Origin of the sequence: Kitasatospora sp. NPDC002551 (assembly GCF_040296005.1) — a bacterium.
In the GTDB taxonomy this organism is placed as follows: domain Bacteria; phylum Actinomycetota; class Actinomycetes; order Streptomycetales; family Streptomycetaceae; genus Kitasatospora.
In genome coordinates this window covers 81732-101652 of record NZ_JBEOWI010000008.1, presented here as the reverse complement: position 1 = coordinate 101652, position 19921 = coordinate 81732, and the positions used below count along the sequence as shown (strand labels likewise).

Annotated in this window: 18 protein-coding genes; all 18 read left to right on the top strand. The window is 71.9% G+C overall.

Features of this window, described 5'->3' with window-relative positions; genetic code table 11:
- Positions 1–26 precede the first annotated feature (26 nt).
- Positions 27–1319, top strand: a complete 1293-nt coding sequence (locus tag ABT093_RS10705; protein WP_350562621.1) for a homoserine dehydrogenase — start codon at positions 27–29, stop codon at positions 1317–1319.
- 9 nt (positions 1320–1328) lie between these two features.
- Positions 1329–2474 (top strand): threonine synthase, encoded by a 1146-nt coding sequence (gene thrC, locus ABT093_RS10700; protein ID WP_350562619.1) that lies wholly within the window; start codon positions 1329–1331, stop codon positions 2472–2474.
- Between the two features lie 350 nt (positions 2475–2824).
- Positions 2825–3760, top strand: a complete 936-nt coding sequence (gene thrB / locus ABT093_RS10695) for a homoserine kinase (protein WP_350562617.1) — start codon at positions 2825–2827, stop codon at positions 3758–3760.
- A gap of 581 nt (positions 3761–4341) precedes the next feature.
- A complete protein-coding gene (gene rho, locus ABT093_RS10690; RefSeq protein WP_350562615.1) occupies positions 4342–6432 on the top strand; it encodes a transcription termination factor Rho in 2091 nt (696 codons plus the stop codon).
- 140 nt (positions 6433–6572) lie between these two features.
- Positions 6573–7664 carry an LCP family protein gene (locus tag ABT093_RS10685; protein WP_350562613.1) on the top strand — a complete coding sequence of 364 codons (1092 nt, stop codon included), beginning with the start codon at positions 6573–6575 and terminating at the stop codon, positions 7662–7664.
- A 135-nt stretch (positions 7665–7799) separates the two neighbouring features.
- A complete protein-coding gene (gene rpmE / locus ABT093_RS10680; protein ID WP_030057539.1) occupies positions 7800–8021 on the top strand; it encodes a 50S ribosomal protein L31 in 222 nt (73 codons plus the stop codon).
- 132 nt (positions 8022–8153) lie between these two features.
- Positions 8154–9230, top strand: coding sequence for a peptide chain release factor 1 (gene prfA / locus ABT093_RS10675; RefSeq protein WP_350562611.1), 1077 nt, complete (start codon positions 8154–8156; stop codon positions 9228–9230).
- A gap of 56 nt (positions 9231–9286) precedes the next feature.
- Positions 9287–10153, top strand: a complete 867-nt coding sequence (gene prmC / locus ABT093_RS10670) for a peptide chain release factor N(5)-glutamine methyltransferase (RefSeq protein ID WP_350562609.1) — start codon at positions 9287–9289, stop codon at positions 10151–10153.
- Between the two features lie 37 nt (positions 10154–10190).
- Positions 10191–10838: an L-threonylcarbamoyladenylate synthase gene (locus ABT093_RS10665; RefSeq protein WP_350562607.1), complete on the top strand. Its 648-nt coding sequence runs from the start codon at positions 10191–10193 to the stop codon at positions 10836–10838.
- 29 nt (positions 10839–10867) lie between these two features.
- Positions 10868–11509: an arsenate reductase/protein-tyrosine-phosphatase family protein gene (locus tag ABT093_RS10660; RefSeq protein ID WP_350562796.1), complete on the top strand. Its 642-nt coding sequence runs from the start codon at positions 10868–10870 to the stop codon at positions 11507–11509.
- 293 nt (positions 11510–11802) lie between these two features.
- On the top strand, positions 11803–13077 hold the full coding sequence (glyA, locus tag ABT093_RS10655) for a serine hydroxymethyltransferase (protein WP_350562605.1): 1275 nt from the start codon (positions 11803–11805) through the stop codon (positions 13075–13077).
- 160 nt (positions 13078–13237) lie between these two features.
- Complete coding sequence (locus tag ABT093_RS10650) at positions 13238–14587, top strand: MraY family glycosyltransferase (protein ID WP_350562603.1); 1350 nt, start codon at positions 13238–13240, stop codon at positions 14585–14587.
- Positions 14588–14881: 294 nt separating this feature from the next.
- Positions 14882–15325, top strand: a complete 444-nt coding sequence (locus tag ABT093_RS10645; RefSeq protein WP_350562601.1) for a Cg1360 family ATP-synthase-associated protein — start codon at positions 14882–14884, stop codon at positions 15323–15325.
- 285 nt (positions 15326–15610) lie between these two features.
- Positions 15611–16423 carry a F0F1 ATP synthase subunit A gene (atpB, locus tag ABT093_RS10640; RefSeq protein ID WP_350562599.1) on the top strand — a complete coding sequence of 271 codons (813 nt, stop codon included), beginning with the start codon at positions 15611–15613 and terminating at the stop codon, positions 16421–16423.
- Between the two features lie 92 nt (positions 16424–16515).
- Complete coding sequence (gene atpE, locus ABT093_RS10635; protein WP_350553043.1) at positions 16516–16758, top strand: ATP synthase F0 subunit C; 243 nt, start codon at positions 16516–16518, stop codon at positions 16756–16758.
- Between the two features lie 33 nt (positions 16759–16791).
- Positions 16792–17352 carry a F0F1 ATP synthase subunit B gene (locus ABT093_RS10630; protein WP_350562597.1) on the top strand — a complete coding sequence of 187 codons (561 nt, stop codon included), beginning with the start codon at positions 16792–16794 and terminating at the stop codon, positions 17350–17352.
- Positions 17349–18164 carry a F0F1 ATP synthase subunit delta gene (locus ABT093_RS10625; protein WP_350562595.1) on the top strand — a complete coding sequence of 272 codons (816 nt, stop codon included), beginning with the start codon at positions 17349–17351 and terminating at the stop codon, positions 18162–18164. Before ABT093_RS10630 ends, ABT093_RS10625 begins: the two co-directional genes overlap by 4 nt.
- 154 nt (positions 18165–18318) lie before the next feature.
- The gene (atpA, locus tag ABT093_RS10620) at positions 18319–19893 is read left to right on the top strand and encodes a F0F1 ATP synthase subunit alpha (protein ID WP_350562593.1); all 1575 of its coding nucleotides are present in this window, start codon (positions 18319–18321) and stop codon (positions 19891–19893) included.
- Positions 19894–19921: the final 28 nt, after the last annotated feature.

Below are 19921 nucleotides of genomic sequence, written 5' to 3'. Positions count from 1 at the left end.
GAAGCACGATGAATGAGCGGAGTCGGATGATGCGTACGCGGCCGCTGAAGGTGGCGTTGCTGGGCTGTGGTGTGGTGGGCTCCGAGGTGGCGCGCATCATGACGACAGACGCCGCCGACCTCGCCGCGCGCATCGGCGCGCCGGTCGAGCTCGCCGGCATCGCGGTCCGCCGGGCGGGCCGCCCCCGCCCGGGGGTGCCCGAGCACCTGCTCACCACCGATGCCGAGGCCCTGGTCAACCGGGGCGACATCGACGTGGTGATCGAGGTCGTGGGCGGCATCGAGCCGTCCAAACACCTCATCCTGTCCGCGTTCCGGGGCGGTGCCTCGGTGGTCAGCGCCAACAAGGCGCTGCTCGCCAAGGACGGCACCGAGCTGCACGCGGCGGCCGCCGAGGCCGGCGTGGACCTCTACTACGAGGCCGCGGTGGCCGGCGCGATCCCGCTGCTGCGCCCGCTGCGCGAGTCGCTGGCCGGCGACCGGGTCAACCGGGTGCTGGGCATCGTCAACGGCACCACCAACTTCATCCTCGACAAGATGGACAGCACCGGCGCCGGGTACTCGGAGGCGCTGGAGGAGGCCACCGCGCTCGGTTACGCCGAGGCCGACCCGACCGCCGACGTGGAGGGCTTCGACGCCGCCGCCAAGGCCGCGATCCTGGCCGGCATCGCCTTCCACACCAAGGTGACCGCGGAGGACGTCTACCGCGAGGGCATCACCGAGGTGACCGCCGCCGACATCGCCTCCGCCAGGGCGATGGGCTGCGTGGTCAAGCTGCTGGCGATCTGTGAGCGGGCCGCCGACGGCGAGTCGGTCACCGCGCGCGTCCACCCGGCGATGATCCCGCTGTCGCACCCGCTGGCCTCGGTCCGCGAGGCGTACAACGCGGTGTTCGTGGAGGCCGAGGCGGCCGGCCGGCTGATGTTCTACGGCCCGGGTGCGGGCGGCGCGCCGACCGCCTCCGCCGTCCTCGGCGACCTCGTCGCGGTCTGCCGCAACAAGCTCGCCGGTGCCACCGGTCCCGGCGACTCGGTGTACACGCGGCTGCCGGCCAAGCCGATGGACGAGGTCGTCACCCGCTACCACGTCAGCCTGGACGTCGACGACCGCGCGGGCGTGCTCGCCCAGGTCGCCTCCGTCTTCGCCGAGCACGGCGTCTCCATCGACACCGTGCGCCAGCAGGGCCGCGACGGCGACGCCTCGCTCGTCGTGGTCACCCACCGCGCCACCGACGCCGCGCTGTCGGCGACGGTGGACAAGCTCCGCGCACTGGACAGCGTGCGCGACGTGGCCAGCATCATGCGGGTCGAAGGGGAATAGGAACAGATGATGAGCAGCGTTGCCGAGAACGCCGCCCGTGGCACCCACACCCGCCAGTGGCGGGGCCTGATCGAGGAGTACCGGGACCGCCTGCCGGTCAGCGCGGCGACCCCGGTGGTCACCCTGCTGGAGGGCGGCACCCCGCTGGTCCCCGCCCAGGTGCTCTCCGAGCGCACCGGCTGCGAGGTCTACCTCAAGGTCGAGGGCGCCAACCCGACCGGGTCCTTCAAGGACCGCGGCATGACGATGGCCATCTCCAAGGCGAAGGAGGACGGCGCCCAGGCCGTCATCTGCGCCTCCACCGGCAACACCTCGGCCTCCGCCGCCGCGTACGCGGTGCGGGCCCGGATGGTGTCGGCGGTGCTCGTCCCGCAGGGCAAGATCGCCCTGGGCAAGATGGGCCAGGCGCTGGTGCACGGCGCGAAGATCCTCCAGGTGGACGGGAACTTCGACGACTGCCTCACCCTTGCGCGTGAACTGTCCGAGAAGTACCCGGTGGCGCTGGTCAACTCGGTGAACCCGGTCCGGATCGAGGGCCAGAAGACCGCCGCCTTCGAGATCGTCGACATGCTCGGCGACGCGCCGGACATCCACGTGCTGCCGGTCGGCAACGCCGGCAACATCACCGCCTACTGGAAGGGCTACCGCGAGTACTCCCGCCCGTCTCCCGCCGCCACCCTTGACGGAGGCGCTTCGCGCCGCATCCTCCCCGGCCTGGCCACCCGGACCCCGCGGATGTGGGGCTTCCAGGCCTCCGGCTCGGCCCCGATCGTCGACGGCGCCCCGGTGCTCCAGCCGCAGACCATCGCCACCGCGATCCGGATCGGCAACCCGGCCTCCTGGGACCACGCGATCGCCGCGCGGGACGAATCGGGCGGTCTCATCGACAAGGTGACGGACCGTCAAATTCTGTCCGCGTACCGCCTGCTGGCCTCCCAGGAGGGCGTCTTCGTGGAGCCCGCCTCGGCCGCCTCGGTGGCCGGTCTGCTGGCCAAGGCGGAGGCCGGCCTGGTCGACCCGGGCCAGCGGATCGTCTGCACCGTGACCGGCAACGGCCTGAAGGACCCGGACTGGGCGGTGGCCGGCGCGCCGCAGCCGCAGATCGTCCCGGTCGACCCCGAGGCCGCGGCCCGCCGTCTGGGCCTGCTGGACTGAGCCTTCCCCCCACCCGTGGGGCGCCCGGGCCGACCCTTTCGGGGGTCGGCCCGGTTTACGTTCTCGACTGACACTTTTGTGTCAATTCAGCGGCGCATTCCGATCCGATTCCCGCATGCATTCCGGCCAGAACCGGCAACACACCAGACCGAAGGCCCACGGGGTGTACCGCTGTGGAACCTCTCTTCGATACTCTGGGTCCGGCCGTGTGGCACATGCCCCGGGTCCGGTCCCCTCGAGGGCCGCACCGACCACTGTGACCGTCCGCCCCGGCCGGGGCCCGCGGCCCTCCCCCCACCCTCGCACCGACGCGCTTCGCGCCGCCCGATTTCCCCAGGAGAGTCCACCGCATGGCCGGTCCTGCGTTCCGTGCCGCCGCCGTCCGGGTCCGGGTTCCCGCGACCAGTGCCAACCTCGGCCCGGGCTTCGACGCCTTCGGACTCGCGCTGGGTCTGTACGACGACGTGGTCGTCCGGGTCGCCGACTCCGGGCTCTCCGTCGACATCGCCGGCGAGGGCGCCGACACGCTCCCGCGTGACGAGCGCCATCTGCTGGTCCGCTCGATGCGGGCCGCCTTCGACCGTCTCGGCGGCCAGCCGCGCGGCCTCGAAGTGGTCTGCGCCAACCGGATACCGCACGGCCGTGGCCTGGGCTCCTCGTCCGCCGCGATCTGCGCCGGAATCGTCGCCGCCCGCGCCGTCACCATCGGCGGCCCGTCCGCCCTGGACGACGAGGGCCTGCTGGCGCTCGCCTCCGAGCTGGAGGGCCATCCGGACAACGTGGCGGCCTGCCTGCGGGGCAACTTCACCGTGGCGTGGACCGAGGAGGACACCGCCCGGGCGATCGCCCTGGAGCCGTCCGCCGAGGTCGTGCCGGTGGTGTTCGTCCCGGCCACCGAGGTGCTCACCGAGACCGCCCGCGGGCTGCTGCCGAGGACCGTCCCGCTGGCCGACGCCGCCGCCAACGCCGGCCGGTCCGCGCTGCTGGTCGAGGCGCTGACCCGGCGGCCGGACCTGCTGCTGGCCGCCACCGAGGACCGGATCCACCAGGACTACCGGGCCTCCGCGATGCCGGACAGCGCCGCGCTGGTGGGCGCGCTGCGGGCCGAGGGCGTGCCCGCGGTGATCTCCGGCGCCGGCCCGACCGTGCTCGCGCTCACCGACGAGGCCGGCGTGCAGAAGGTCCTCGGCTTCGCCGGCGACCACGGCACCGGCGGTCCGGTGTTCGCCGCGCACCGGCTCGAACTCGACCGGACCGGCGCCGCCGTGCTCCCGCTCGACGTCTGAGCACGCCGTCCGGGCCGGACCGTCCGGACACGATTGGCAACCGCAAGGCTGGGGAATGTCTGAGGGGGTCGGTAGTGTTAACCTCATTGCTGCACCAGGTGCCCTCCGGGGCTCGGTGCGCCGCGTCCCGATCCCAGCACTCCGCACCAGCGGAGTCCCGGCGATGTACGGGGCGACGATTCTCCGGGAGCCCACCGCAGCGCGTACGCAGCCTGCCTGCGCGACTTGCGGCCGCATCCCGAAGCCGTGACGGCACCTGACTCCCACCCGCAGCCTCCCACCTCGAGGCCAGGACGGGCGGAGCGCGGGCCACCGTCACGCGACGGGGGCCCGGGATTCGCAGGCAGCGTGGGGGTACTTCCCGGCCGGCGGCCGGGGGGAGGGTCGGTACACGACCGTCCCGCCACGCCACTCAGCACCACCGTGCGTCAAGCACCGCACCTCGCAGCTCTCTCCCGACTGGCACCCAGCGCCATTCGGGGGATCACCGCCTCGGACCGACGCAGTCGAGCGTTGGTCAGGACAGCACAACCGGTCGCCGAGCCAGACAGGCCGACGTCCGCTCCAGGGAAGGACCCTTAGTGAGCGACACCACCGATCTGATGGGCGCGCGCCCGGACGCCGACGCGTCGGACGCAGCCGCCGCCCCCGCGGCCCCGGCGCGGCGCCGTCGTACCGCCGCCGCGGGCCTGGACGGCATGGTCCTGGCCGAGCTGCAGAAGCTCGCCGGGGACCTGGGCATCACCGGCACCGGACGCATGCGCAAGAGCCAGCTGATCGAGACCATCAAGGAGAAGAGCGGCGGCGACCCGCTGCTCGCCGGCTCCACCGCCGCCGCTCCGGCGGCCAAGCGCGCGGCCAAGGCCGAGACCGCCGAGCCGGCCGAGAAGCCGGCCCGCCGGACCACCAAGGCCGCCGCGGCGCGGGCCGCCGAGGCCACCGCCGCCACCGCCGAGGCGCAGGCCCAGATCGAGATCCCGGTCCAGGCCGCGGCCGAGACCGCCGCGCCCGCCCGTACCGAGCGCACCCGCCGCCGGGCCACGTCGGCCGCCGGTGCCCCGACCGCCGAGACCGCCACCGAGGCGCCCGCCGCCGTGGTGACCGAGGCCAAGCCGGCCGAGACCCGCGCCGAGGGCGCCCGCGCCTTCGAGGGCCGCGAGGAGGGCCGCGAGACCCGTCGCGACCGCCGGGAGCGCCGCGACCGCCGCGAGGGCGGCGAGCGCGAGGGCCGCCAGGAGACCGCCGAAGCCCAGGCCGGCGGCCAGGACGGCGAGGGGCGCGAGTCGCGCCGCGACCGCCGCAGCCGGCGCGACCGCGCCGAGCGCCAGCCCCAGCAGCAGAGCGCCCAGACCGAGGGCCAGCAGGGCCGCCAGGGCGGCCAGCAGGCCCAGCCGCAGGCGCAGCAGCAGGGCGGCTTCGAGGACGACGAGTACGGCGACGGCCGGCGCGGCCGCCGGGGCCGCTACCGCGACCGCCGGGGCCGTGGCCGCCGCGAGGGCTTCGAGACCAGTGGCACCGAGCCGCAGATCGGCGAGGACGACGTCCTGATCCCGGTCGCGGGCATCCTGGACATCCTCGACAACTACGCGTTCGTGCGCACCTCCGGCTACCTGCCGGGCCAGAACGACGTCTACGTCTCGCTCGCCCAGGTCCGCAAGAACGGTCTGCGCAAGGGCGACGCCATCACCGGTGCGGTGCGCCAGCCGCGCGAGGGCGAGCGCCGCGAGAAGTTCAACGCCATGGTGCGGCTGGACTCGGTCAACGGCATGGACCCGGAGAGTGGCCGCGGCCGCCCCGAGTTCAACAAGCTGACCCCGCTCTACCCGCAGGAGCGGCTGCGCCTGGAGACCGACCCGGGCGTGCTGACCACCCGGATCATCGACCTGGTGTCGCCGATCGGCAAGGGCCAGCGCGGTCTGATCGTCGCGCCGCCGAAGACCGGCAAGACCATGGTGCTGCAGGCGGTCGCCAACGCGATCACCCACAACAACCCCGAGTGCCACCTGATGGTCGTCCTGGTCGACGAGCGTCCGGAGGAGGTCACCGACATGCAGCGGTCGGTGAAGGGCGAGGTCATCTCCTCGACCTTCGACCGCCCGGCGGAGGACCACACCACCGTCGCCGAGCTGGCCATCGAGCGCGCCAAGCGCCTGGTGGAGCTGGGCCACGACGTGGTGATCCTGCTGGACTCGATCACCCGTCTGGGCCGCGCCTACAACCTGGCGGCGCCGGCCTCCGGCCGCATCCTGTCCGGTGGTGTCGACTCGACCGCGCTGTACCCGCCGAAGAAGTTCTTCGGTGCCGCGCGCAACATCGAGAACGGCGGCTCGCTGACCATCCTGGCCACCGCGCTGGTCGAGACCGGCTCGCGGATGGACGAGGTGATCTTCGAGGAGTTCAAGGGCACCGGCAACATGGAGCTCAAGCTCGACCGGAAGCTCTCGGACAAGCGCATCTTCCCGGCCGTCGACGTGGACGCCTCCAGCACCCGCAAGGAGGAGATCCTGCTCGGCGGCGAGGAGCTCGCCATCGTCTGGAAGCTGCGCCGGGTGCTGCACGCGCTCGACTCGCAGCAGGCGATCGAGCTGCTGCTGGACAAGATGAAGCAGACCAAGAGCAACGCCGAGTTCCTGATGCAGATCGCCAAGACGACCCCCGGGTCGGGCGACTGACGCCGCAGGGCACGTCGGAGCATCCGGGCCCCGGACCGCGCGAGCGGTCCGGGGCCCGCCGGCGTTCCCGGGCCGGTTTGTTCCCGACTCGGGACAGATGGGGGACTTTTTGGCGTCTTGTCCGATTTACTCTGGACCGTATGGCCGAACACAAGAGGGTCCCGAGCCGCCGCCGCAAGCTCCTGCGCGCGGCCGCGTGCGGCGTCGCCGCGCTCGTCGTCCTCGGTGCCGGCGCGGCCGGGTACGCCTACCTCCGGCTGGACGGCAACCTCAGGAGCGTCGACATCGACGCCCAGCTCGGCACCGCGCGCCCGCCGGCCGCCACCGACGGCTCCTTCAACGTGCTGGTGCTCGGCTCCGACTCGCGCTCCGGCGGCAACGCGGACCTCGCCGGGGGCGACACCGGCGGCACCGCCCGCTCGGACACCGCGATGGTGGTGCACGTCAGCCAGGACCACTCCCGCGCCGACGTGGTCTCCATCCCGCGCGACACCCTCGTCCCGCGCCCCGCGTGCACCGACCGGCAGGGCAGGCCGGTGCCCGCCGCCAAGCGCGCGATGTTCAACAGCGCCTACGAGAGCGGCGGCGCGGCCTGCGCGGTCAAGGCCGCCGAACAGCTCAGCGGACTGCGGATGGACCACTACGTCGAGATGGACTTCGCCGGGTTCGCCCGGGTCGTGGACGCGATAGGCGGGGTCACCGTGACGACCACGGTGGCCATCCACGACAAGGACAGCGGCCTGGACCTGCCGGCCGGCGAGCACCACCTGGACGGGCAGCAGGCGCTCGCCTTCGTCCGCACCCGGCACGGCGTCGGCGACGGCAGCGACCTCGGCCGGATCGAACTGCAGAAGCAGATGGTCCGCTCGCTGCTCCAGCAGGCCGGCGGGACCGGACTGCTGACCAACCCGGTCAGGCTCTGGTCCGTCGGCGACACCCTGACCCGCTCGATCACCACCGACTCCGCGCTCGCCTCGGTCAACGCGCTGGTCGGGCTGGCCCAGGAGCTCAAGGGCATCGGGCCCGACCAGCTGGCCATGGTCACCCTCCCGGTGGTGGCCGCCCCGAGCGATCCGGACCGGGTGGTCCAGCGGCAGCCGCAGGCCGACCAGCTCTGGGCGGCCCTGAAGGCCGACCGGCCGGTGCCGTCGGCGGTGCTCGACACCCAGCCGCAGAACCCCGCCACGGCCGCCCCCACGGCCCCGGCGAAGGCGCCCGCCAAGCGCCCGTGAGGGCCCGGAATATCCCGGAACGCCCCCCGGTTTGGGAAGATGCGGCCGGTCCTGGCAGACTGGACCGTCGGTCCCGGTTCACGAGCGGCATTCCAGCCGCCGACCCGGTGCCCTCCCGAACACTAGGAGAACCCCTTGAAGCCCAACGTTCACCCCGAGTACGTGGTCACCCGCGTGACCTGCACCTGCGGCGCCGAGTTCACCACCCGCTCGACCGAGACCAGCGGCGAGATCCGCGCCGAGGTCTGCTCGCAGTGCCACCCGTTCTACACCGGCAAGCAGAAGATCCTCGACACCGGTGGCCGCGTGGCCCGCTTCGAGGCCCGCTTCGGCAAGCAGCACAGCGCGAAGGCCTAGCGCTCCCTCGGCGCCGGTTCCCGGTCGCTCCCGAACTCGTTTCCGGGGGCGCTGGGGACCGGCGCCGTTCGCGTCCCCCCGCACCTCCGCGAACCCACTCCGCACGACGATCCCCGGGAAGAAGGCCACCCCATGTTCGAGGCAGTCGAAGAGCTCCTCGTCGAGCACGCCGACCTCGAGGCGAGGCTGGCCGACCCGTCCGTCCACGCCGACCAGGCCAACGCCCGCAAGCTGGCCAAGCGGTACGCCGAGCTGACCCCGATCACCCGCGTCTACCGGGACTGGAAGCAGGCCGGTGAGGACATCGAGGCCGCCCGCGAACTCGCCGCCGAGGAGCCGGAGTTCCTCTCCGAGGTGAAGGAGGGCGAGGCCCGCCGCGAGGAGCTGACCGAGGAACTGCGGCTGCTGCTCGTCCCGCGCGACCCGAGCGACGACAAGGACGTCATCCTGGAGATCAAGGCGGGCGAGGGCGGCGAGGAGTCCGCGCTGTTCGCCGGCGACCTGCTCCGGATGTACCTGCGCTTCGCCGAGCGGATCGGCTGGAAGACCGAGATCATCGACTCCAACGAGTCCGACCTCGGCGGCTACAAGGACGTCTCGGTGGCCGTGAAGACCAAGGGGAACGCGGAGCCCGGCCAGGGCGTCTGGGCCCGGCTCAAGTACGAGGGCGGCGTGCACCGCGTGCAGCGCGTCCCCGCCACCGAGTCGCAGGGCCGCATCCACACCTCCGCGGCGGGCGTGCTGGTCACCCCCGAGGCCGAGGAGGTCGAGGTCGAGATCCTCGCCAACGACCTGCGGATCGACGTCTACCGCTCCTCCGGCCCGGGCGGCCAGTCGGTCAACACCACCGACTCCGCGGTCCGGATCACCCACCTGCCGACCGGTATCGTGGCGTCCTGCCAGAACGAGAAGAGCCAGCTGCAGAACAAGGAGCAGGCGATGCGCATCCTGCGTTCGCGGCTGCTGGCCGCCGCGCAGGAGGAGGCCGAGCGGGAGGCCTCGGACGCGCGCCGCAGCCAGGTCCGCACGGTGGACCGTTCCGAGCGGATCCGGACGTACAACTACCCGGAGAACCGCATCTCGGACCACCGTACGGGCTTCAAGTCGTACAACCTGGACCAGGTGCTGGACGGCGACCTGAACGCGGTCATCCAGTCCTGCGTCGACGCGGACGCCGCGGCCAAGCTCGCCGCGGCCCAACAGAACTGACCGGCGGCAGCGAGACCGACGTCGAGGCCGGAGAGCGGAAGCAAGAGGTCGTACGGATGAACCTGCTACTCGCGGAGGTGGCCCAGGCCACCCAGCGGTTGGCCGCGGCCGGCGTGCCGTCGCCGCGCTTCGACGCGGAGGAGCTCGCCGCCCACGTCCACAACGTCAAGCGCAGCCAGCTGCACACCGTCCAGGACGGCGACTTCGACGCCCGGTACTGGGAGGCCGTCGCCCGCCGCGAGGCCCGTGAGCCGCTCCAGCACATCACCGGCCGGGCCTTCTTCCGCTACCTCGAACTGGCGGTCGGGCCGGGCGTGTTCGTGCCCCGCCCGGAGACCGAGACGGTCGTCGAGTGGGCCATAGAGGCGGTCCGCGAGATGGACGTCGCCGAGCCGCTGGTCGTCGACCTCTGCTCCGGCTCCGGCGCCATCGCGCTCGCCCTGGCCCAGGAGCTGCCGCGCTCCACCGTGCACGCCTTCGAGCTCGACGAGGGCGCGTTGCCCTACACCCGGCGCAACATCGCGGCCTCGCCCGACCGCGCCCGGGTCACCCTGCACGAGGGCGACGCCACCCGGGCCTTCGAGGACGACCGCGCCTGGGACGGCCGCTTCGACCTGGTCATCTCCAACCCGCCGTACATCCCGCTCACCGAGTGGGAGTACGTCGCGCCGGAGGCCCGCGACCACGACCCGCAGATGTCGCTGTTCTCCGGTGAGGACGGCCTGGACACCATCCGCGGCATCGAGCGGGTCGCCGCCCGCCTGCTGCGCCCGGGCGGCGCCGTGGTGATCGAGCACGCCGACACCCAGGGCGGACAGGTCCCGTGGATCTTCAACGAGGAGGGCGGCTGGACCGACGCCGCCGACCACCGCGACCTCAACAACCGCCCCCGCTTCACCACGGCGCGCAAGGCGTCGCTGTGAACCACGCCATGAGCCCGTCCGGAAGGGAACCGCGCCGATGAGCCGCCGCTACGACTGTGCCGACACCGGGGACCGCGCCACCGGCCTGCGCGAGGCCGCCTCGGCCATCCGCCGCGGCGAACTCGTCGTGCTGCCCACCGACACCCTCTACGGGGTCGGCGCGGACGCCTTCTCGCCGGAGGCCGTGGCCGCGCTGCTCGCCGCCAAGGGCCGCGGCCGCAACATGCCCTCGCCGGTCCTGGTCGGCTCGCCGACCACCCTGCACGGGCTGGTCACCGACTTCTCCGAGCAGGCCTGGGAGCTCGTCGACGCCTTCTGGCCGGGCGGCCTCACCCTGGTCGCCAAGCACCAGCCCTCGCTGCGCTGGGACCTCGGCGACACCCGGGGCACCGTCGCCGTCCGGATGCCGCTGCACCCGGTCGCCATCGAGCTGCTGAACGCCACCGGGCCGATGGCCGTCTCCAGCGCCAACCGGACCGGCGGCCCGTCCCCGGCCACCTGCGACGAGGCCCAGCAGCAGCTCGGCGACGCCATCTCGGTCTACCTGGACGGCGGCACCGCCGACCACGCCCAGGCCTCGTCGATCGTCGACGTCACGGGAAAGGTGCCGGTGCTGCTGCGGGCCGGCGCGATCTCCGCCGAGCAGCTGAGGGAGGTCGTCCCCGACCTGGAGGCCGGCAGTTGACGGCCGCCTCCCTCCATGCCGGGCCCGGCATATCGCCGTACCTGAGCGTGGGCCCGAGGCCCCTGGACCACTTCCGGATCCTCTACGTCTGCACCGGCAACATCTGCCGCTCGCCGATCGCCGAGCGGCTCACCCGGCGTGAGCTGGACACCCGGCTCAACCCCCGGGTGGCCGGGCGGATCCTGGTCGAGTCGGCCGGCACCTGGGGCCACGTGGGCGCGCCGATGGAGGAGCACGCCGCCACGGTGCTGGACGAGTACGGCGCCGACAGCGGCGGCTTCACCGGCCGCGAGCTGCTGGACGAGCACGTGGTCGAGGCCGACCTGGTGCTCACCGCGACCCTGGACCACCGGGCCCAGGTCATCTCGATGGGCCACGAGGCGGGGCTGCGCACCTTCACGCTGAAGGAGTTCACCCGGCTGGTCCGCACGATCGACCCGGGCACCCTGCCGGACCCCCGGCGCGGCGCGGACGTCACCGAGCGCGCCCGCGCGCTGGTCCGCGCCGCCGCCGCGCTGCGGGGCTGGCTGCTGGCCGCCGACCCCGAGGCGGACGAACTGCACGACCCCTACGGCGCGCCGATCGGGATGTTCCGCAACTGCGGCGAGGAGATATTCCACGCCGTCGACCCGGTGGTCACCGCCCTGACCGGAGTGCGCGCCCGGCTCTGAGCCCCGGTGCCGACGGTCGTTGCTCCCACGCCGTTCGTTCCTCACGGCGTCCTCGCGCCTCCCTTTCGGCACCGGCGCGCCCACCCGGGGCTGTGACATCGGCCGGGATGGGCGCTCGGGTCCGGTGCCGACGGTCGTTGCTCCAACGCCGTTCGTTCCTCACGGCGTCCTCGCGCCTCCCTTTCGGCACCGGCGCGCCCACCCGGGGGTAACCCGCCACGCGCCGCCGTGCCGGGGCGCGGGGGCGGTCCTACGCTGGAGAAATCCGACCCGCCGCGCCCGGGAGCCCCGCCATGACCGTCACCGATGCCGCGACCGGCCCCGTCGACACCGCCGAGGCGCGTTCCGCGGCCCTGTACCGGGCCGATCCGCAACTGGCCGACCTGCTGGCCGCCGAGGCCGAGCGGCGGGCCGAGACGATCCAGCTGCTGGCGGGGGAGAACCTCACCAGCCCCGCCGTCCTGGCGGCCCTCACCGGCCCGCTGATCGACAAGTACGCCGAGGGCTACCCCGGCCGCCGCCACCACACCGGCTGCGCGCTCGCCGACGCCGCCGAGCTGCTCGCCGTCGACCGGGCCCGCGCGCTCTTCTCCGCCCCGCACGCCAACGTGCAGCCCCGCTCCGGCACCTCCGCGATGCTGGCCGCGTACGCCGCGCTGCTGCGCCCGGGCGACGTGGTGCTCGCGATGTCGCTGGAGCACGGCGGCCACCTCAGCTGCGGCTCGCGGGCCAACTTCTCCGGCCGCTGGTTCGACTTCGTCGGCTACGGGGTGCGCCGCGAGGACGGGCTGATCGACCTCGACCAGGTGCGCGACCTGGCTCTGCGGCACCGTCCGAAGGCGATCGTGGCCGGTTCCATCTCCTACCCCCGGCACCCGGACTGGGCCGCCTTCCGGGAGATCGCCGACGAGACGGACGCCTACCTGGTGGCCGCCGCCGCGCAGACCACCGGCCTGATCGCGGCCGGTGTGGCGCCCTCCCCGGTGCCCTACGCGGACGTCACCGTGGCGGCCACCCACAAGCTGCTCCGCGGCCCGCGCGGGGGCCTGCTGCTGTCCACCGCCGCCCTGGCCGAACGGGTCGACCGGGCGGTCTTCCCGTTCAGCCAGGGCGGCGCCGCGATGAACGAGGTGGCCGGCAAGGCCGTCGCGCTGGCCGAGGCCGCGACCCCCGCCTACCGCGCCTACGCCCACCGCACGGTGGCCGGTGCCCGGGTGCTGGCGGCGGGGCTCGCGCAGGCCGGGGCGAGCCCGCTGACCGGCGGGACCGACACCCACCTGGTGACCGCCGACCTGCGCCCGCTCGGGGTCAGCGGCGCCGAGGCGGAGCGCCGCTGCGCGGCCGCCGGGCTGCTGCTCGGCAAGTGCGCGCTGCCGTACGACGAGGCGCCGCCGTCCGAGGCCTCCGGGATCCGGCTCGGCACCGGCACGGTGACCTCGCAGGGCATGGGCGAGGCGGAGCTGGCGGAGATCGCCGCACTGCTCGGGCGGCTGCTCGCCGGCGGCACGGACGTCCGGGTGGCGCAACGGGTCCGGGAGCTGGCGCGGGCCTTCGCCGGACGCCGTTGAAGGGCTGTTCGAATCTCCTGCCCGGCGGGGCGAACCGCGATGCGCGCCCCGGGCGTCGGAGTCAATAAGGTGTGTGCCGTGGCGACGCACCTCGAACCCCGGACAGGCACGGGAGTACCTTCGGTACCCACCCGTCGGACAGAGCAGCAGGAGGCCAGTGGTGCGTGAGTATCTGCTGGTGCTGTTCTGCACCGCGGCCGTCACCTACCTGCTGACCGGCCCGGTCCGGAAGTTCGCCATCGCGGCCGGGGCGATGCCCCCGGTCCGCGCCCGCGACGTGCACCGCGAGCCCACTCCGCGGCTCGGCGGCATCGCCATGTTCGGCGGACTCTGCGCGGGCATCCTGGTCGCCTCCCAGCTCGACAACCTGAGCAAGGTGTTCTCCCAGGGCACCGACATCCGGGCGCTGCTCTCGGGCGCCGGCATCATGTGGCTGCTCGGCGTGCTGGACGACAAGTGGGGCGTGGACGCCCTGGTGAAGCTGGGCGGCCAGATGATCGCCGCCGGTGTGATGGTCTGGCAGGGCGTCACCGTGATCACCCTGCCGGTGCCGGGCGTCGGGCCGGTCGCGGTCAGCCCCACCCAGGGCATGGTCATCTCGGTGGTCATGGTCGTGGTGATGGTCAACGCGGTGAACTTCATCGACGGCCTCGACGGCCTGGCCGGCGGCATGGTCTGCATCGCCGCGATGGCCTTCTTCCTGTACTCCTACCGGCTCTGGTACGGCTACACGATCACCGACGCCGCCCCCGCCGTGCTGTTCAGCGTGCTGCTGATCGGCATGTGCCTGGGCTTCCTGGCGCACAACATGCACCCGGCCCGGATCTTCATGGGCGACTCCGGGTCGATGATGCTCGGCCTGATGCTGGCCGTCGCCGCGATCTCCATCACCGGCCGGGTCGACCCCGACCTCATCACCAACGAGCTGGGTTCGCAGACCGCCACCGTGCACGCCCTGGTGCCGATCTACATCCCGCTCCTGCTGCCGCTGACGGTCATCGCGCTGCCGCTGGCGGACCTGCTGCTCGCGGTGGTCCGCCGCACCTGGGCGGGCCAGTCCCCGTTCGCCGCCGACAAGCGGCACCTGCACCACCGACTGCTCCAGGTCGGCCACTCGCACAGCCGCGCCGTACTGATCATGTACTTCTGGGCCGCGCTGATCGCCTTCGGGACCGTCGCCTTCTCGGTCACCAACACCGGCCGTACCGTCGTCCTCACGCTGGCCGGGCTCTGCCTGGTCGGCCTGGTGGTGCTGCTCACGCCGCGGTTCCGGCCGCGGGCCCCGCGCGCGGTGCAGGCCTTCGTGCCGCCGCGCTACCGCCGCCGTCCGGTGGCCAGGACCGCCCCTGTCGTCACGGAGAGTGATGAGCTCACCGCCGAGTCGGCCGGGCGCGCGGCCTCCGAACCGATGGCCGAACTGTCGGCCGAGGACAAGCGCCTGCTCGGCGGGGTGCCCAAGGGTTCCTCGGCGGCCACCGGGCGCGGCCACGGCAACGGTCGCGGCCGGTAGCGGAGGTGATGAACCGTCAAGGGCATTCACCCGTTCGGCGGCACTCCTGGGCTGCCGGTGTGACAGGTACCACACATTCATGGTAAAGCTCTCATCAAATAGTTTGTGATACCGTTCACGAGTACCGAGAACACGCCGAAAGACCTGACAGGTGGATGACTTCCGTCCCTGGCGGGTCTCCCTCGACGGGCTCGCCGTCGAGCGGCCGGCCCGCGGCGGTTCCGGTCCGGTGTCACCCACCGCGTTTCTCTGCCCGTCCCCCCGCCACATCGACATGCCGCCGGAGTTGCCGACATGCCGTCCAACGACGCCCGGATCCTCCGAGGCGCCGCGATCCCCACTGCGGCCGCCGGAGTCATCGCCATCGCGATCTCCTTCGCCGTCGCCGGGGGCAAGGCCGCGCTCGGTGCCCTCTTCGGAACGCTGCTGGTGATGGCGTTCTTCAGCTCCGGCCAGGTCGCGCTCGACCGGCTGACCAGGTCGAACCCGCACATCATGATGGCCGCGGCGCTCCTGGTGTACACGACGCAGATCCTGCTGGTGGGTGTGGTCCTCGCGGTCTTCAAGGACACCGACCTGTTCAACCGGCAGGCCTTCGCCTTCACGCTGCTCGGCTGCGCGCTGATCTGGACCGGGTTCCAGGTGCGCGGCGCGCTCAAGGCCAAGACCTTCTACGTCGACCCCGAAGCCTCTGAAAAGAAGGCCGAGAAGCCGTCCGACAAGGGGCGTCAACAGTGACGACGCCCCACTGTCCCCCCAACGAGGGGGGCGGTGTTTATGCCGCACTGACGGGCTGCTATCGTCCGTCGCAACAACGGAGTACGGGAAGAGGCCTGGTCTGTCCGCACGGCGGACCGATCGCCCCCCGGATCCGCGCAGTCTTCGATGATCCCGCTTCGGTGCAGCGCACTGCCGCGCGGGGTCGGCGAGAAACCCATCAAGTTCCAGTGCCGCCCCGTGGTCGCAGGCCACGCCGACACACCGAGGTTGCCGTAACCATGCGTCACGACGAAGGAGTCCGTGGTGAGTGCTGAACTCACGTCCCTCGCCTCAGGCAGTTGCCACTTCGGGGACGCTGGCTGCGGCTTCCCGGCCCCTGGCCTGAACGAGTTCCAGTTCGAGCCGATTTTCTCCATCGGCAGCTTCGAGTTCAACAAGCCGATGCTGCTGTCGATCATCGTCGCAGCGCTGGTCGTCGTGTTCTTCTGGGCCGCGTTCGCCAAGCCCAGGCTGGTCCCCGGCAAGCTGCAGCTGGTCGGTGAGATCGGCTACGACTTCGTCAAGCGCTCCATCGTGCTGGAGACGATCGGCAAAAAGGGCGAGAAGTACGTCCCGATGCTGGTCTCGATGTTCTTCTTCGTGTGGCTGCTGAACATCATGTCGGTCATTCCGTTCGCCCAGTTCCCGGTGACGGCGGCGATCGCGTTCCCGGCCGGCCTGGCCGCGATCGTGTGGATCACCTACATGACGCTGACCTTCAAGAAGCACGGCTTCGTCGGCGGTCTCAAGAACCTCTGCTGGCCCTCGGGCATCCCCGGCTGGGTCATGTTCATCCTGGTGCCGATCGAGTTCTTCTCGAACATCTTCGTGCGCCCCTTCACGCTCGCGGTCCGAGCCTTCGCGAACATGTTCGCCGGCCACCTGCTGATCGTGATGTTCTCCATCGCTTCCTGGTACCTGCTCAGCCCGACCCTGGGCGCGCTGTACGGCTCGGCCTCGTTCGTCGTCGCCGTCGGTCTGACCGCCTTCGAGCTGCTGGTCCAGTTCCTGCAGGCCTACATCTTCGTGATGCTGGCCAGCAGCTACATCGCCGGTGCCCTGGAAGAGGCGCACTGAGCCAGGGGCCGCCGAGGCCCTCTTGAACCACCCCCGGAACGCCCGGTGGCCAATCACCACCGGTTCACCATCCCCGCAAAGGACACATTGCAATGAGCATGCTCGCTGAGGTCGGCGTCTACGGTTCCGTCGCTTCCATCGGCTACGGCCTCGCCGCCATCGGCCCCGGCATCGGTGTCGGTCTCATCTTCGGTAACGGTGTCCAGGCCATGGCCCGCCAGCCCGAGGCCGCGGGCCTGATCCGCGCCAACATGTTCATCGGCTTCGCGCTGACTGAGGCGCTCGCCCTCATCGGCATCGTCATGCCGTTCGTCTTCGGCCAGGGCCCCAAGTAATCCCGGCGTAGACCCTTCGAGGAAGGTCCAGATATGAGCATCGCGGCTCACCTCGCGGAGGAGGGGGAGATCATGAACCCCCTTCTGCCCGCATGGCCCGAGATCATCATCGGCCTGCTCTGCTTCTTCATCGTCTTCGGGATTCTCGGCAAGAAGCTCCTCCCCAGCATCGAGAAGGTGCTGTCGGAGCGCCGGGACGCGATCGAGGGCGGCATGGAGCGCGCCGAGGCCGCTCAGGCCGAGGCCCAGGCCACGCTTGAGCAGTACCGTGCCGAGCTCGCCGAGGCGCGTCACGAGGCTGCTCGCATCATCGAGCAGGCTCGCGAGCAGGGCGCCGCCCAGCTCGCCGAGATGCGCGAGGAGGGCCAGCGCCAGCGCGAGGCCATCGTCGCCGCCGGCCACGCCCAGATCGAGGCCGACAAGAAGCAGGCCACCGCCGCCCTTCGCCAGGACGTGGGCTCGCTCGCCACCCAGCTGGCGTCCCGCATCGTGGGTGAGTCCCTCGAGGACCAGGCGCGCCAGAGCGGTGTCGTCGACCGCTTCCTGGACGAGCTGGAGGCCAAGGCCGCCGTTGCTCAGGGTGCGGCCAAGTGATCGGCGCCAGCCGCGAGGCGCTCGCCGCCGGGCGGCAGAACCTGGAGAGCCTGACCGACTCCACCTCGGTGGACGCGGCCAAGCTCGCCGAGGAGCTCACCGCCGTCACGGCCCTGCTGGACCGTGAGGTGTCGCTCCGCCGCGTTCTGACCGACCCGTCGCGGTCGGGCCAGGACAAGGCTCAGCTGGTCTCCTCGCTGCTGACCGGCCAGGTCTCCGGCGAGACGGCCGACCTGGTCTCCGGCCTGGTCCGGTCCCGCTGGTCGGGCGCCCGCGACCTGGTCGACGCCACGGAGCAGCTGGCCGCGTACGCCGAGGTCATCGCCGCCGACAAGGCCGGTGCCCTGGACGACGTCGAGGACGAGCTCTTCCGGTTCGGCCGGGTGGTGAGCGGCTCGCACGAGCTGCGCGCCGCGCTGACCGAGCCCAAGGCCGGCGCCGTCGCCAAGGCGGCCCTGATCAAGAAGCTGCTCGGCGGCCGCGCCCACGCGGGCACCGTGCGGCTGGTCACCAACCTGGTCAACAACCCGCGTGGCCGTAGCCTGGAGCAGGGGCTGGAGTCCTACTCCAAGCTCGCCGCCGCCCGGCGCGACCGTGTGGTGGCCCTGGTCACCACCGCGGTTCCGCTGTCGGACAGCCAGAAGGAGCGCCTGTCGGGTGCCCTCGGCCGGCTGTACGGCCGCCAGGTCCACCTGAACATCGACGTCGACCCCGAGGTCGTCGGTGGTGTCCAGGTGCAGATCGGTGACGAGATCATCGACGGCACCGTGTCGAGCCGCCTGGAAGGCGCTCGCCAGTCGCTCGAAGGCTGAGCACCCAAGCAGCACATCCGACCCTCGGTCGGGAACCGGCTCCACCGGAGTCGGGAAATCGTACGGCCGGTTCATACGACCCGGCCGAGAGTCGAGTACTTGCGGCCCTCAATGGCGGGCCGAGGATCGCAAACTAGGAGAGCAGGGAAGCCTGATGGCGGAGCTTACGATCCGTCCGGAGGAGATCCGGGACGCGCTGGCCGACTTTGTCCAGTCGTACCAGCCGGACGCCGCCTCTGTGGAAGAGGTCGGCACGGTCACTGACGCGGCGGACGGTATCGCCCATGTCGAGGGCCTGCCCTCGGTCATGGCGAACGAGCTGCTGAAGTTCGAGGACGGCACGCTCGGCCTCGCGCTGAACCTCGACACCCGCGAGATCGGTGTCGTCGTCCTCGGTGAGTTCGGCGGCATCGAGGAGGGCCAGACGGTGCGCCGCACCGGCGAGGTCCTCTCCGTTCCGGTCGGCGACGGCTACCTCGGCCGCGTCGTGGACCCGCTGGGCAACCCGATCGACGGCCTGGGCGACATCGCCGCGACCGGCCGCCGCGCCCTGGAGCTCCAGGCTCCGGGCGTCATGGCCCGCAAGTCGGTCAAGCAGCCGCTGCAGACCGGCATCAAGGCCATCGACGCGATGACCCCGATCGGCCGCGGCCAGCGCCAGCTGATCATCGGTGACCGCCAGACCGGCAAGACCGCGGTGGCCGTCGACACGATCATCAACCAGCGCGACAACTGGCGCTCGGGCGACCCGGAGAAGCAGGTCCGCTGCATCTACGTCGCCGTGGGCCAGAAGGGCTCCACCATCGCGTCCGTGCGCGGCGCCCTGGAGGAGGCCGGCGCGCTGGAGTACACCACCATCGTGGCCGCTCCCGCCTCCGACCCGGCCGGCTTCAAGTACCTCGCCCCGTACACCGGCTCGGCCATCGGCCAGGAGTGGATGTACGACGGCAAGCACGTCCTGATCATCTTCGACGACCTGTCGAAGCAGGCCGAGGCCTACCGCTCCGTCTCCCTGCTGCTGCGCCGCCCGCCGGGCCGCGAGGCCTACCCGGGTGACGTCTTCTACCTGCACTCCCGCCTGCTGGAGCGCTGCGCCAAGCTGAACGACGCCCTGGGCGGCGGCTCGATGACCGGTCTGCCGATCATCGAGACCAAGGCCAACGACGTCTCGGCGTACATCCCGACCAACGTCATCTCCATCACCGACGGCCAGTGCTTCCTGGAGTCCGACCTGTTCAACGCCGGCATCCGCCCGGCCGTGAACGTCGGTATCTCGGTCTCCCGCGTCGGTGGCTCCGCCCAGATCAAGGCCATGCGCTCGGTCGCCGGCCGTCTGCGTCTGGACCTCGCCCAGTACCGTGAGCTCGAGGCCTTCGCCGCCTTCGGTTCCGACCTGGACGCGGCCTCCAAGGCCCAGCTGGAGCGCGGTGCGCGCATGGTCGAGCTGCTGAAGCAGGGCCAGTACCAGCCGTTCCCGGTCGAGGAGCAGGTCGTCTCCATCTGGGCCGGCACCAACGGCAAGCTGGACGACGTCCCGGTCGCCGAGATCCGCCGCTTCGAGCGCGAGTTCCTGGACTACGTCCGCCTGCAGCACAAGGACCTGCTCGCCGGCATCGTCGAGACCGGCCTGCTGGCCGACGGCACCGTCGACGCGCTGACGAAGGCCATCGAGTCCTTCAAGGCGGGTTACCAGACCGCTGACGGCAAGCTGCTCTCCGAGCAGGCCTGAGTCCGGTAGCGAGGGAAAGGACGTAACG